The organism is Streptomyces longispororuber (assembly GCF_024448165.1).
In the GTDB taxonomy this organism is placed as follows: domain Bacteria; phylum Actinomycetota; class Actinomycetes; order Streptomycetales; family Streptomycetaceae; genus Streptomyces; species Streptomyces longispororuber_A.
Genome location: NZ_JAMOLN010000045.1, coordinates 1 through 13,026, shown reverse-complemented (window position 1 = coordinate 13,026; position 13,026 = coordinate 1). Strand labels below are relative to the sequence as shown.

Sequence of the window (13,026 nt, the reverse complement as noted above, 5' to 3'; positions counted from 1 at the left end):
CTGAGCGCTCTTCAGTCCAGGTCGATGTGCTCCCCGCCGGGGCCTTCGTCCTTGGGGTTCGCGGAGCCGTCGGCGTCCTTGGCGTCGCCGGTGGCCGTGGGGTCCGTGGAGCGCTGGGTCCAGCGGCGCTCCTGGCCCTCGACGGCCGACCGGTAGGCGGCGAGCAGCTCGGAGCCCGCGGCGGCGAGGTGGTCGAGGACGTCGGAGTTGCGCTCGATGACGGGCTCGACGACGGACCTGGCCTGCCGGACGACCTGCTTGGCGACCTGCTCGGCGGTGCCCTGCGCGACGGCGCCCAGGAACGGGGCCTGTACGGACGAGAGCTTCTCGGTGACGGCGTCGACGAGCCTGCGCAGCTCCTCGGCGGCCGAGCCGGGCGGCGCCCCGTGCTCGGCGCGGCGGCGGGCCTGCTCCGCCGCGAGATCCTCGGCGCACGCCTTCTCCCAGGCGTCGGCGTCGACCTGGGGGGCGGGCTGCTCGGTGGCGTCGCTCATGGCGGCTGACTCCTGCGGAGAGCTGAAGAGATGCTGAAGCAGTGACGACTTCGACGTTACCCGAACGGGTGCACCGGCTTCACGGGGTCTGCGGCCACAGATCCGGATCCGGGGCGAACCGGACGCACAGCTCGCCGTCGACGAGTCCGGCCCCGGCCACCGTGCAGCGGCGGGGTGCGGAGGGCAGCGGGACGATGCGGCGGAACGGGCCGGCGCCGACGACCAGCTCGTCGCCCCGCCGGATCAGCGTCAGCTCCTCGCGCACGGCGCCGGGCAGCGGTATCCGCCAGACCAGCACGCCGTCGGCCCTGAGCCGGTCCTCCACGGGCCAGGCCACCGGTCCGGCGGCGCTGCCGGGCAGCGGTACGTCGAGGTCGGCGGGGCGGGCGTCCCGGCCGAGGTGGGCGATCTCGTACGCGCCCTGCTCCCATCCGGCGATCACCTTGCGCTGCCGGGCGGCGGCGTCGGCGAGCCACGGGTCGGTGGAGCCGTCGGGCAGGACGCGGTTGGCGAGCACGGCTTCGAGGCGCAGGCCGTGCAGGGCGAGGCCGGTGCGGGTGGTGCGCAGCGTCTCGGCGGCGGCCAGGGTGGGTTCGGCGACGAAGCGTACGAGGGTGCTGCCGGCGTCGATCACGGCCTGGGCGGCGGCGAGTTCGGAGTCCCAGCGGGCCGCGGTCTCGTAGAGCCACTCCGCGGGCATCGGCACCCCGGCGAGCCGGCCGAGGACGGGGCGCAGCGCGCGGGCGGCCTGCCGCTCGGCGGGCAGCAGGCGGCGCAGATAGCGGCGCAGCTGCTCGGGCAGGGCGAGGATCGAGACGGCCCGCGGGGCGGGCGGCAGGTCGACGACGACGAGGTCGTACCGGTCGTCGGGGGCGTCCCGCAGGGCCCGCAGCAGCGCGAGTTCCTCGCTGCCGGGCAGCGGGGTGAGTTCGTCGGCGTCGAGCCGGGCGGCGCCCAGCAGGTCGAGCGCGGAACCGGCCCGCTCCTGCAGGGCGACGAGGTCGTCGCGGAAGTCGTCGGCAGGGGCGAGCCGGGTGACGGTGACGCCGGGGAGGTCCTCCACGGCGTCACCGGTGACGAGGCGGGTGCGCAGGCCCTGCCGGGCCGCCTTCAGGGCCGTGGCCGAGGCGACGGTCGTTCGGCCGGAGCCGCCGGGGCCGGTGATGAGAAGGGTGCGCATGGAACGTGAGGCTACTGTGCCCGCGCCACGGGGCTCCGCCCCGGACCCCGCTCCGCGGTCGCCGGAGGGCGCTACGTGCCCGACTCGACGCGCTTCTTCAGGCCGGCCAGCGCCCGGTCGATGATGACCTTCTCCGCCTTGCGCTTGATCATCCCGAGCATCGGGATCTTCACGTCGACGGTGAGGGAGTACGTGACCTCCGTGCCGGCGCCGGCCGGCTTCAGCACGTACGAGCCGTCGAGCGAGCGCAGCATCTGCGACTTCACGAGCGTCCAGGACAGCTCGTTCTCGCCCGCCCACGTGTACTGGAGGGTCTGGTCGTCCTTGATAGCGCCGGCGTCCATGACGAGGCGGACCTGCTCGGCGCGGCCGGAGTCGTCGGTCGCGAGCACCTCGGCCTCCTTCACCTCGCCCGTCCAGTCCGGATAGCGGGCGAAGTCGGCGATCACGCCCATGACATCGGCCGGTGCCGCCTCGATCGTGATGCTCGAGCTGGTGTGTTCCGCCATCGCCGTGGCTCCTCCAGATGCGGTCCGCCGTGCGTACGTGTGTGTCGCGTGAAGGCTATCGCGCATGGGCGTCCCCGCCGTCACCACTCCAGGGCCCAGGGCCGTCCCGCGCTCGCGAAGTGGCCGACATTGACGCACTCGGTGGCGCCGATCCGCATCCGCCGGGCGAGCGGCTGGTGGACGTGGCCGAAGAGCGAGTAGCGGGGCCTGGTGCGGCGGATGACGTCGAGCAGCGCCCGGCTGCCGCGCTCGAAGCGCCGCGCGACGGTGTCGTAGACCAGGTCGGGCACTTCCGGCGGGATGTGGGTGCAGAGCACGTCCACCTCGCCCACGGCCTCGATCTTCGCGGCGTACTCCTCGTCGTCGATCTCGTACGGGGTCCGCATCGGGGTGCGCAGCCCGCCGCCCACGAACCCGAAGACCCAGCCCCCTATCTCCACGCGCTGCCCGTCGAGCACGGTCGTGCCCGGGCTCGCGTACTCGCTCCACAGCTGGGGCATGTCGACGTTGCCGTAGGTGGCGTACGTAGGACTGGGGAACGCGGCGAACAGCTCGGCGTACTGCTTGCGCACCGCTTTCTCGATGGCCGGGCCGCGGTCGACCCCGGCCCAGAGCTGCGCACCGAAGGCGCGGGCCTCCTCGAAGCGGCGGGCGGTGCGGAGCTCCACGAGGCGTGACGCGTTCGCAGAACCGAACAGATCGGGAAAAATGCCGCGCGAGTGATTGGCGTAGTCGAGAAAGAGGACCAGGTCACCGAGGCAGAGCAGGGCGTCGGCGCCGTCTCCGGCTCGTGCGAGGTCGGTGGAGTTTCCGTGCACATCGCTGACTACGTGTACGCGCATGCGATCACCCTAGGACGATGGGTCGAAGGTGGGTAGAGGCCGCCGGACCTGCGGTTACTTCCTAGTCAGGAAGCACGTGGACTACTGTGCGCACAGCACCGCCATGTCGTGTGACGCAGCGAACATCTGGCCTGGACCCCCTACCGAAAGACCAGTACTGGTGGGTAACGTCCGGGCAGTCCAGTCGTGCTCAGTTCAAATACCTGAGTATCTGAGCTCCGAGCACCTGCCCGATCTTGGACCGCACCGACGCAGCACACAGAGTCGTGGCGCCGGCGCCCTATGAGGAGCAGCAGTCTTGCGCGAGTTCAGCCTTCCGGCTTTGTACGAGGTCCCTGCGGACGGCAATCTGACCGACATCGTCCGCAGAAACGCCGCGCAGCATCCTGACGTCGCCGTCATCGGCCGCAAGGTCGGCGGCAACTGGACGGACGTCACGTCCGTCCAGTTCCTGGCCGAGGTGCAGTCCGCCGCGAAGGGCCTGATCGCCTCCGGCGTACAGCCCGGCGACCGGGTCGGCCTGATGTCGCGCACGCGGTACGAGTGGACGCTGCTCGACTTCGCGATCTGGAGCGCGGGCGCGGTCACCGTCCCGGTCTACGAGACGAGTTCGGCGGAGCAGATCCAGTGGATCCTCGGCGACTCCGGCGCCGTCGCGATCCTCGTCGAGTCCGACGCGCACGCCGCGGCCGTCGCCTCCGTGCGCGACCACCTGCCCGCCCTGAAGCACGTCTGGCAGATCGACGCGGGCGGCGTGGAGGAGCTGAACCGCGCCGGCGCCGAGGTCTCCGACGCGACGGTCGACGAGCGCAGCGCGGCGGCGAAGGCCGACGACCCGGCCACGATCGTCTACACGTCCGGCACGACGGGCCGCCCCAAGGGCTGCGTCCTCACGCACCGCAGCTTCTTCGCGGAGTGCGGCAACGTGGTCGAGCGCCTGAAGCCGCTCTTCCGCACCGGCGAGTGCTCGGTCCTCCTCTTCCTGCCGGTGGCCCACGTCTTCGGCCGCCTGGTCGAGGTGGCCTCCCTGATGGCCCCGATCAAGCTGGGCCACGCCCCGGACATCAAGAACCTCACGGACGAACTGGCCGCGTTCCGGCCCACGTTGATCCTGGGCGTCCCGCGCGTCTTCGAGAAGGTCTACAACTCGGCCCGGGCCAAGGCGCAGGCCGACGGCAAGGGCAAGATCTTCGACAAGGCGGCGGACACGGCGATCGAGTACAGCCGCGCCCTGGACACCCCGAAGGGCCCCTCGCTCGCCCTGAAGCTCAAGTACAAGACGTTCGACAAGCTGGTCTACAGCAAGCTGCGGGCCGTGCTCGGCGGGCGCGGCGAGTACGCGATCTCCGGTGGCGCGCCGCTGGGCGAGCGCCTCGGCCACTTCTTCCGCGGCATCGGCTTCACGGTCCTGGAGGGCTACGGCCTCACCGAGTCCTGCGCGGCCACCGCCTTCAACCCGTGGGACCGCCAGAAGATCGGCACGGTCGGCCAGCCGCTGCCCGGCTCGGTCGTCCGGATCGCCGACGACGGCGAGGTCCTGCTGCACGGCGAGCACCTGTTCACCGGCTACTGGAACAACCAGGGCGCCACGGAGGAGGCCCTGGCCGACGGCTGGTTCCACACGGGTGACATCGGCACGCTCGACGAGGACGGCTACCTCCGGATCACCGGCCGCAAGAAGGAGATCATCGTGACGGCGGGCGGCAAGAACGTCGCCCCGGCCGTCATCGAGGACCGGATCCGGGCGCACGCGCTCGTCGCCGAGTGCATGGTGGTCGGCGACGGCCGCCCGTTCGTCGGCGCCCTGGTCACCATCGACGAGGAGTTCCTCGGCAAGTGGGCCACGGACCACGGCAAGCCGGCCGACGCGACGGTCGCGTCGCTGGCGGGCGACGCGGATCTGCTGGCCGCGATCCAGTCGGCCGTGGACGACGGCAACGCGGCGGTCTCCAAGGCGGAGTCGGTCCGCAAGTTCCGGATCCTCGGCACCCAGTTCACCGAGGAGTCGGGTCACCTGACGCCGTCGCTGAAGCTGAAGCGGAACGTGGTGGCGAAGGACTACGCGGACGAGATCGAGGCGATCTACCGCGGGTGACCGGGTGACATCCGCCGCGGCACTTACGCCCCGGCGGGCCCCCGCGGCTCTCGTCGTGGCTGGTCGCGCAGTTCCCCGCGCCCCTTCAGGGGCGCGGGGAACTGCGCGAGAAGCCCCACCGGCCCGCACCCGCCCACGACGCGACACCCGGCAGAAGCGGAAGCGCTAGAGCAGCTCCCGCAACCGCTCCGCCAACAGATCCCACCGCCACCGTTCCTCCACCCACGCGCGGCCGCGCTCCCCCATCCGCCGCCGCAACTCCGGATCCAGCAGCAACGCGACGACCCGGTCCGCCGCATCCTCCGCGGACCCGCCCCGGACGACCCACCCGGTCTCCCCGTCCAGCACCGCGTCCGGCGCCCCACCGGAGTCACCGGCCACGACCGGCAGCCCGGTCGCGGAGGCCTCCAGGTAGACGATGCCGAGCCCCTCCACGTCGAGCCCGCCGCGCCGCGTCCGGCACGGCATCGCGAACACGTCCCCGGCCCCGTAGTGCGCGGGCAGCTCCGCCCACGGCACGGCCCCGGTGAAGCGCACGGAGTCCGCGACCCCGGTCTCCACGGCCAGCTTGCGCAGCTCCTTCTCGTACGGCCCGCCGCCGACGACGAGCAGCACCGCGTCCGGCACCGCCGCCAGGATCCGCGGCATCGCCAGGATCAGCGTGTCCTGGCCCTTGCGCGGCACGAGCCGCGAGACGCAGACGACCACCGGCCGCTCCGAGAGCCCGAGCCGCGCCCGGACCAGGTCGCCGCCCGACCCGGGGTGGAACGTCTTCTCGTCGACCCCCGGCGGAAGTTGGGCCATGCGCTCCGCCGCGGCGGGCGTCAGCGCCGCCGCGATCCGGGACCGCGTGTACTCGCCCAGGTACGTGACGGTGTCGGTCGACTCGCCGATCCTGCGCAGCAGTTGACGCGAGGCGGGCAGCTGCGCCCACCCCGCCTCGTGCCCGTGCGTCGTCGCGACGATCCGCTGCGCGCCCGCCTTGCGCAGCGCGCCCCCCATCAGCCCCAGCGGAGCGGCCGCCCCGAACCACACCGACGTACAGCCGTGCTCCTTCAGGAGGCCCACCGCGCGCCGGGTCACGCGCGGCGTCGGCAGCAGCATCGTCGTACGGTCGCGTACGACCGTGAACGGCTGCTCGGCGTCGAAGGCGGCGGTCGCCTCGATGCCCTCCTTGCTCCGCTTCCACGTGGACGCGTAGACGACGAGCCGCTCGGGGTCCAGGCGCAGCGCCATGTTGTGCAGGAACGCCTGGATGCCACCGGGGCGGGGCGGAAAGTCGTTCGTGACGAGCAGGGTCTTCGGTGTCTTGTGCATCGCCGCAGACAGTACCGAACCGACTCCCCGGAACGCGCCACGCCGCCTGGCTCCATGGCCACCGCACAGTCCTCCCAGGCATGATGGCTCGAATGAAGACGCGAAATCCCGCAGCGCTCCTGATCACCTGGGCCCTGACCAGGACCCTGCTCCTGCTGTGCGTCTTCAAGGTCGTCGTGGTCCCGGGCCCCGACGTGACCAGCGACGTGTCCGTGATCTACCACGGCTGGTTCGACGTGCTGCGCACCGGAACGTTCCCGCTGGACGACGTGACGTGGCAGTACCCGCCGGCCGCGGCGGTCGCGATCCTCTCTCCCGTGCTGCTGCCGTTCCTGTCGTACGCGCACGCGTTCTTCCTGCTGGCCTTCCTCGCCGACGCCGCCGTCTTCCTGATGCTGCTGTACGTCGCCGACCGGCAGGACAAGTCGCGGCGCGGCGTGTGGGTCTGGGTGGTCGGACTGCCGCTGCTGGGGCAGACGGTGTACGCCCGCTACGACGTGATGGTCACCGCCGTCGCGGCCGCCGCGCTGCTCGCCGCCGCCCGGCATCCGAAGGCGGCGGGCGTGCTGGCCGCGATCGGCGCGATGCTCAAGGTGTGGCCGGCGCTGCTGCTCGTCGGAATGCGGCGGGGCCGGGCCACCCGGGAGTCGTGGGGCGCGGCGGCGCTGACGGCCGGCGGGCTCCTGGTCGCTTTCACGATCGCGATGCCGGGCGCCATGGCCTTCCTGACGTTCCAGAAGGACCGGGGCACGGAGGTCGAGTCGCTGGGGTCGCTGGTCTTCCACGTGGCGCGGCAGTTCGGCTGGTCGGGCACGGTGCAGCTGAACTACGGCTCGGTCGAGTTCCTCGGTCCGTACGTCGATCTGGTCAGCGCCCTCGCGCAGGGGCTCACGGCGCTGGCGTTCGGCTGGCTGGTGCTGTGGCGGCTCAGGGCGCGCGCCTGGGGGTCCGGCACGCTCGCCGACGCGGCGCTGACGGCGGTGCTGCTGTTCACGACGACGAGCCGGGTGATCAGTCCGCAGTACATGCTGTGGCTGGTCGGGCTCGCCGCCGTGTGCCTGCTGTTCCGGGAGAGCCGGATGACGCTGCCGGTGTGGCTGGTGCTCGCGGCGACGTTCGTGACGTTCCTGGAGTTCCCCGTCTGGTTCTCGCACGTCGTCGCCAGCGACTGGCTCGGCGTGACGCTGCTCCTGGTGCGCAACGGCCTGCTGGTCGTGGCGACGCTGAGCGCCTGCCGCCGGCTGTGGCGGGCGACGGTGACCGAGCCGAGGCGGGCGGAGCGCACCCCGGTGCCCCCTCAGGCGGCCCGTGACCAGTCGGTGGGCGCCGCTTCCTGAGCGGCCGCCCGCCGGGCCATGACCAGTAGGCAGCCGCACTGCACGGCCATCGCCGCCCCCATCACCGCGCACACCCCGGCGAGACCCCAGAGCCCGGACAGCCAAGCGGCGCACGGCAGTTGGAGGAGCGTCCCGAGCAGCGTCACCCGCAGCACCTTCGGCGCTCCCCCGCTGCCCTCGAAGACGCCGCCCAGCGCGATGAACCCGGCCAGGAGCACCAGGTACGGGCCGACGCAGCGCAGGAACAGCGCGCCCTCCACGGTCACGTCGTGGGGTGCCCCGAACGCCCGCATCAGCCACGGCGCGAGCGCCAGGAACAGCAGGGCGGCCACCAGGCCCACGGCCCCCGACACCACGACCGCCTGCCGGCCGACGGCGCCGCGCTCGTCGTGGCCCGCGCCCCGCCGGTGGGCGGTGTGGATGGAGGCGGCCTGGCGCACCGCATAGAACGCCATCGTCGCGACGTAGAGGATCTTGTACGCGACGGCGTACGCGGCGACGGCCGTCACCCCGAGCCTGGCCACCACCGCGACGAGCGCGAGCGCACCCGTCTGCCGCACGGTGAAGTCGGCGGCCATGGGCAGCCCGGTGCGCGCCACGGCCCAGGGGCTGCCCACCCCGACCGCGCCGGCCAGCAGCGGGTCGCGCCGCAGCACCCGGAGCCCCGCCGCGAGCGCGACGAGCCGGGCCGCCACGGTCGAGACGGCCGCGCCCACCACCCCGTACCCACGGATGAGCAGCGGGTCCAGGACGAGGATCAGGCCGTTCGTGAGGAGGGCGAGCCGCATCGGGGTGCGGGTGTCGCCCGCGCCCTTGAGGATGCCGTCGACGAGCTGCTGCGCGTAGAAGACGGCCATGCCCGGCAGGGAGACGCCGAAGTACGCGACGGCGAGCCGCACCGCGCCGCCGCCGTCCCCGAGCGCGAGCCGTGCGACGTCCTCGCGCAGCAGCCAGCCACCGCCCGCGACGACGGGCACGAGCAGCGCGCACAGCCCCACGCCGCCGCGCACCGCGGCCCGCAGCGCGCCGGGGTCCTGCGCGCCCCTGGCGTGCGCGACCAGGACCGTCGTGCCGGAGCCGAAGACCAGGGCGACGCCGAGCAGCACGTTCTCGACGTTCGTCGCGACGGCGACCGCGGCGACGGCCTCCCCGCCGAGCCGGGCCACCCAGAGGGTGTTGATGATCCCTGCCGCCACGTTGGCGAGCAGCGAGAAGTACACGGGCCGCGCGAGCTCGACGAGTGTCCTGCGGTGTTCGACGGCCTCCACGGCCACCATCCCTTCCCCAGCCGGTACCTCTTTTCGAGGTATCGGATACCTCGAAAAGAGGTAGCATGCCGTGACCGGCCACCGCAACCACTCCGGAGCGCCCATGCTGGAGCTGCCGATCCTCGGCTTCCTCTACGAACAGCCGCTGCACGGCTACGAGTTGAAGGAGCGCATCAAGTCCCTGAGCGGCCACGTCCGCCCGGTCAGCGACGGCGCGCTCTATCCGGCGATCACCCGGCTCGTGAAGGCGGGCAAACTCGACGAGCACACGGCCCCCGGCTCGGGCGCCGCCCCGCGCCGCGTCCTGACCCTCACGGACGCGGGACGCACCGCCCTGCTCGACCGCCTCCGCACGCCGAAGGACATCGAGATCACGGACCAGACGCGCTTCAACACGCTGCTCGCGTTCCTGCGCCACCTCGCCGACCCGGCCGAGCAGGCCGCGGTGCTCCGCCGCCGCCTCGACTTCCTGGAGACCCCGGCGAGCTTCTTCTACGACGAGGAGGGCAGGCCGGTGCGTGCGGAGGAGCCCGACGACCTGTTCCGGCAGGGGATGCTGCGGGTGGCGCGGGCGACGGGGAAGGCGGAGCGGGCGTGGCTGCGGGAGGCGATCACGCAGCTGGGGGCGTGAGCCTCAGCCCAGCTCGGAGCGCACGTACTCCCGCCAGCGCGCCACGAAGTCCTTCTCCTCGACCCCGAGCACGCTCGCCAGTGCCCCCTCGACCGCGCCGGTCCGCTGCCGGTGCCCGCCGACGGCCCGGTAGAAGGCCTTGAGCTTCTCCTCGCCCCAGCGGTCCGCGATCATCCGGCAGGCCATCCAGCCGGACTCGTAGGCGCGGGCGAGCTCGGCCGCGTCACCGCTGAACCCGAAGGCGGCGTCGTCCGGGAGCTCGGCGGGCGCGCTGCCGTCCCGCACGGACCGCTGCAGTTCGGGCGCCGCCTGCCCCGCCGTGCGCCCGGTGCCGCGGTAGCCCACCCAGTCCGCGTACCCCTCCGACAGCCACAGCGGCGTCGCCGCCGAGGTCACGGCGCGGGTGGCCACGTGCGTGGTCTCGTGGGTGAGGACGACCTGCTTGCCGAAGGAGCCGAGCACGCCGTACGCCTCGGGGTTGAGGATCACCCGGTCCGCCGGGGCCGTGCGCGAGCCGCCCGCCTCACCCGTCGTGACGGCCGCGATCCCCTGGTAGCCGGAGGCGGGCGCCCCCAGCAACTCCCCCATGCCGTCGAGCGACTCGGGCACGAGCACGACGACCCCGCGGGCCCAGTCCGAGCCCCAGGCGTCCACGACGGCGGGCACCGCGTCGTCGGCGATCCGCGCGTACGACCGCAGCACGGACCGCTGCTGCCCGACCCCGAGCACCAGGCTGTGGTCCCCCTGCACGGCGGTCACCCTGCCCTGCTCCCACAGCTGCCGCCCCGACTTGTTCACCGGCTCGTCCTCGACGACGCGCCAGCCGCCGTCCTTGCGTTCCAGCGTCAGTCTGCGGGCGGCGACGACGGGCGCCCCGTCGTACCCGTCGACGCGATAGCGCAGTTCGGCCTCCGCCCCGATCCGGGAGCCGCGGCCGTCGAGCCGCGTGAGCTCGTACTCCCATGACTTCAGCGGGACCTCGGCCAGGTCGGAGAGCAGGTACGGATCGGCGCCGCCGGTCGCCCGGTACGCGCCGGCGTCCCCGTCCAGGACCGCGTCCGCCCGCCGGTCGAGCACCCGCTGCACGGCGGCCGTGCGGGGGTCGGCGGGCGACTCGGCGCCGCGCTCGCACCCGGAAAGCCCGACGAGCAGGGCGCCCAGCACCACGAAGGAGCCCGCCCTGCTCATCGCACGCCGTCGACCAGCCATCTTTCTGATCGTACGGCGAATCCCCGCAGGGAGCCTCAGACCCGGGTCACGGATGAGACGGGCATCATGCCGACCGGGTCGTACCGCACCGGCGCGCCCGGGTACGGCGCGTGGATCACCTGGCCGTTGCCCGCGTAGATGCCGATGTGGTGGGCGTCCGAGCCGTACGCGACGAGGTCGCCCGGCTGCGCCTGCGACAGGGAGACCTGGCGGCCCGCGTACCGCTGGGCCTGCGAGGTGCGCGGCAGACCGACCCCGGCCTGCGCGTACGACCACTGCATCAGGCCCGAACAGTCGAACCCGGACGGCCCGTTGGCGCCCCAGATGTACGGCTTGCCGAGCGCGGACTGGGCGGCGGCGAGGGCCGTGGCGGCGCGGGCCGACGAGGCGGCGCCCGCCCCGGACAGATCGGGGCGGCCGTCACCGCGCGAGGCCCGGTCGTAGGCCGCCCGCTCGGCGCCGGGCAGCGAGTTGAGCAGCCTGCGCGCCTTGGCGAGCTTCGCCTCGACGCTGCGCTTGTGCCGGGCGACGGCCTTGCGGCTCGCGTCCAGTTCGGTGAGCTTGCGCTGTGCCTCGGCCCGCTCCTGGGCCAGTTCCCGCTGCGCGTCCTGCAGTTCGCCGAGCTCGCCGGCCTGCCGGGCGCTGAGCCGGTTGAGGGTGCTGGCCCGGTCCAGGTAGGCGTCCGGGTCGGAGGAGAGCATCAGGGCGAGCGAGGGATCGATGCCGCCCGAGCGGTACTGGGCGCCGGCCACCATGCCGAGCGCCCGCCGCATCTTGTTGATGCGCTCCTGCCCCCGGGCCACTTCGTCCTGCGACTTCGCCAGCTCCTCGCGGAGCCGGTCGGCGCGCTCGTCGGCCTTGTTGAACGCCTCGGTGGCCTTCTCCGCCTGCTCGTACAGGCGGTCCACCTCGGCCTTGGTGTCGGCCGGCCTGTCCTGCGGGGCTGCGCCCGCGGGCACGGCGCCGAGTGCGGCCGCCGTTCCCGCTACGGCCACGGTCAGGACGATTGCGCGCGTGCTCCGGTCGGATCCTGCTGACCCGGAGTGCGCGGTACGGCGATGGGACCCCACGGGTGGCCGCTCTCCCTTCCGCTGACGTGCCCCGGTGATCCGGGGAATGCGCGCCGACAGTAGCCGCGCGACTACCGCCCGGCCAACGACCGTTCGGGGCACACAAAACCGCGCGCCCCGCCTATGACGCAGGTCACGGGCGGGGCGCGGGGTCAGCGACAGGGTCCGGAATTCGCCCGAACGGGCGCGTTTCCGGATGCCGTTGGTAAGAGGATCAGATGCGGACGCCGAACTGGAACGATCCGATGGTGCTCATCGACTCGTAGCGGACGACGGCGCCGGGGTGCGGGGCGTGCAGCACCTGGCCGTTTCCGGCGTACAGGCCCACGTGCGCGAGGCTGTTGAAGAAGACGAGGTCGCCCGGCTTGAGCTGGCTCATGCCTATCTTCGGGCCGTCGTTCTGCTGCGTGTAGGTGGTGCGGGTGATCCCGACACCGGCCTGGTTGTAGGCCCACTGCGTCAGACCGGAGCAGTCGTAGGAGTTGGGACCCGTGCCGCCGGAGACGTAGGGCTTGCCGAGCTGGGTGGCGGCGGCGCTCAGGGCGGCGGCGCCGCGCTTGGAGGCGGGCACCTCGTTGCCGAGGTCGACGCGGCCGGCGGAGTCGCGGCTGGCACGCTCCTCGGCGGCGGCCATCTTGGCGCGCTCCTGGGCGGTCAGCGTGTTGAGCAGCTTCTGCGCCTCGCCCAGCTTCTTCTGGACTTCCTTCTTCTTCTTGCCCAGCTGGGTGCGGGTGTCCGCGAGGTCCTGGAGCTTCTCGGACGCCTCGGCGCGCTCCTGGGCCAGCGTGCGCTGCTTCGCCTGGACCTTCTTCAGCGACTCCAGCTGCTGGGCGCTCAGCGAGTCGAGGGTGGACGCCTTGTCGAGATAGCTGTCCGGGTCGGCGGAGAGGAAGAGCTGGACGGAGGGGTCGATGCCACCGGAGCGGTACTGCTGGCTGGCGAGCGAACCGAGGCCGGTGCGGAGCGTGTTGAGCTCCTCCTGCTCCCGGGCGACCTTGTCCTGAAGCTCGCCGATCTCCTTCTCGAGCTTCTTCTGCTTCTCCTTGGCCCCGTTGTAGAGGTCGGTGGCCTTGC

Annotated in this window: 12 protein-coding genes; 3 read left to right on the top strand and 9 right to left on the bottom strand. The window is 72.7% G+C overall.

All coding sequences use genetic code 11. The annotated features are described in order from the left end of the window. Nucleotides 1-11: 11 nt before the first annotated feature. From M4J07_RS15465 to M4J07_RS15450, 4 genes are all read right to left on the bottom strand, one after another. Nucleotides 12-494: a DUF5304 domain-containing protein gene (locus M4J07_RS15465; protein WP_255972162.1), complete on the bottom strand. Its 483-nt coding sequence runs from the start codon at nucleotides 492-494 to the stop codon at nucleotides 12-14. 79 nt (nucleotides 495-573) lie between these two features. Beyond that, nucleotides 574-1,674 carry an ArsA family ATPase gene (locus M4J07_RS15460; protein WP_255972160.1) on the bottom strand — a complete coding sequence of 367 codons (1,101 nt, stop codon included), beginning with the start codon at nucleotides 1,672-1,674 and terminating at the stop codon, nucleotides 574-576. A gap of 71 nt (nucleotides 1,675-1,745) precedes the next feature. After that, on the bottom strand, nucleotides 1,746-2,183 hold the full coding sequence (locus M4J07_RS15455) for an SRPBCC family protein (protein WP_255972158.1): 438 nt from the start codon (nucleotides 2,181-2,183) through the stop codon (nucleotides 1,746-1,748). A gap of 80 nt (nucleotides 2,184-2,263) precedes the next feature. Beyond that, nucleotides 2,264-3,025 carry a metallophosphoesterase family protein gene (locus M4J07_RS15450; RefSeq protein ID WP_255972156.1) on the bottom strand — a complete coding sequence of 254 codons (762 nt, stop codon included), beginning with the start codon at nucleotides 3,023-3,025 and terminating at the stop codon, nucleotides 2,264-2,266. Nucleotides 3,026-3,323: 298 nt separating this feature from the next. On the opposite strand from M4J07_RS15450, the gene M4J07_RS15445 reads away from it, so the two are divergent. Then, entirely contained in the window at nucleotides 3,324-5,120 is a 1,797-nt protein-coding gene (locus tag M4J07_RS15445) for an AMP-dependent synthetase/ligase (protein WP_255972154.1), read from the top strand. Nucleotides 5,121-5,285: 165 nt separating this feature from the next. Here the strand turns inward: M4J07_RS15445 and M4J07_RS15440 are convergent, their stop codons facing one another. Beyond that, the gene (locus M4J07_RS15440; protein WP_255972152.1) at nucleotides 5,286-6,437 is read right to left on the bottom strand and encodes a glycosyltransferase family 4 protein; all 1,152 of its coding nucleotides are present in this window, start codon (nucleotides 6,435-6,437) and stop codon (nucleotides 5,286-5,288) included. A 92-nt stretch (nucleotides 6,438-6,529) separates the two neighbouring features. On the opposite strand from M4J07_RS15440, the gene M4J07_RS15435 reads away from it, so the two are divergent. Further along, nucleotides 6,530-7,774: a glycosyltransferase family 87 protein gene (locus M4J07_RS15435; protein ID WP_255972150.1), complete on the top strand. Its 1,245-nt coding sequence runs from the start codon at nucleotides 6,530-6,532 to the stop codon at nucleotides 7,772-7,774. On the opposite strand, the gene M4J07_RS15430 is transcribed toward M4J07_RS15435, so the two are convergent. Then, nucleotides 7,735-9,042 carry an MATE family efflux transporter gene (locus tag M4J07_RS15430; RefSeq protein ID WP_255972148.1) on the bottom strand — a complete coding sequence of 436 codons (1,308 nt, stop codon included), beginning with the start codon at nucleotides 9,040-9,042 and terminating at the stop codon, nucleotides 7,735-7,737. The genes M4J07_RS15435 and M4J07_RS15430 overlap by 40 nt on opposite strands. A 103-nt stretch (nucleotides 9,043-9,145) precedes the next feature. Here M4J07_RS15430 and M4J07_RS15425 point away from each other — a divergent pair, with 103 nt between their 5' ends. Beyond that, the gene (locus M4J07_RS15425; protein WP_255972232.1) at nucleotides 9,146-9,673 is read left to right on the top strand and encodes a PadR family transcriptional regulator; all 528 of its coding nucleotides are present in this window, start codon (nucleotides 9,146-9,148) and stop codon (nucleotides 9,671-9,673) included. 3 nt (nucleotides 9,674-9,676) lie between these two features. On the opposite strand, the gene M4J07_RS15420 is transcribed toward M4J07_RS15425, so the two are convergent. The 3 genes from M4J07_RS15420 to M4J07_RS15410 all read right to left on the bottom strand — a co-directional run. Next, a complete protein-coding gene (locus tag M4J07_RS15420) occupies nucleotides 9,677-10,882 on the bottom strand; it encodes a hypothetical protein (protein ID WP_255972147.1) in 1,206 nt (401 codons plus the stop codon). A gap of 35 nt (nucleotides 10,883-10,917) precedes the next feature. Further along, complete coding sequence (locus tag M4J07_RS15415; protein WP_255972145.1) at nucleotides 10,918-11,952, bottom strand: C40 family peptidase; 1,035 nt, start codon at nucleotides 11,950-11,952, stop codon at nucleotides 10,918-10,920. A 214-nt stretch (nucleotides 11,953-12,166) separates the two neighbouring features. Then, nucleotides 12,167-13,026: C40 family peptidase (locus M4J07_RS15410; protein WP_255972143.1), on the bottom strand; the 860-nt coding region annotated here is incomplete at its 5' end.

Bases quoted from the DNA above. Each gene is read 5' to 3' on its own strand.
- M4J07_RS15465 (WP_255972162.1), bottom strand. From the start codon at position 494: ATGAGCGACGCCACCGAGCAGCCCGCCCCCCAGGTCGACGCCGACGCC.
- M4J07_RS15460 (WP_255972160.1), bottom strand. From the start codon at position 1,674: ATGCGCACCCTTCTCATCACCGGCCCCGGCGGCTCCGGCCGAACGACC.
- M4J07_RS15455 (WP_255972158.1), bottom strand. From the start codon at position 2,183: ATGGCGGAACACACCAGCTCGAGCATCACGATCGAGGCGGCACCGGCC.
- M4J07_RS15450 (WP_255972156.1), bottom strand. From the start codon at position 3,025: ATGCGCGTACACGTAGTCAGCGATGTGCACGGAAACTCCACCGACCTC.
- M4J07_RS15440 (WP_255972152.1), bottom strand. From the start codon at position 6,437: ATGCACAAGACACCGAAGACCCTGCTCGTCACGAACGACTTTCCGCCC.
- M4J07_RS15435 (WP_255972150.1), top strand. From the start codon at position 6,530: ATGAAGACGCGAAATCCCGCAGCGCTCCTGATCACCTGGGCCCTGACC.
- M4J07_RS15425 (WP_255972232.1), top strand. From the start codon at position 9,146: ATGCTGGAGCTGCCGATCCTCGGCTTCCTCTACGAACAGCCGCTGCAC.
- M4J07_RS15420 (WP_255972147.1), bottom strand. From the start codon at position 10,882: ATGGCTGGTCGACGGCGTGCGATGAGCAGGGCGGGCTCCTTCGTGGTG.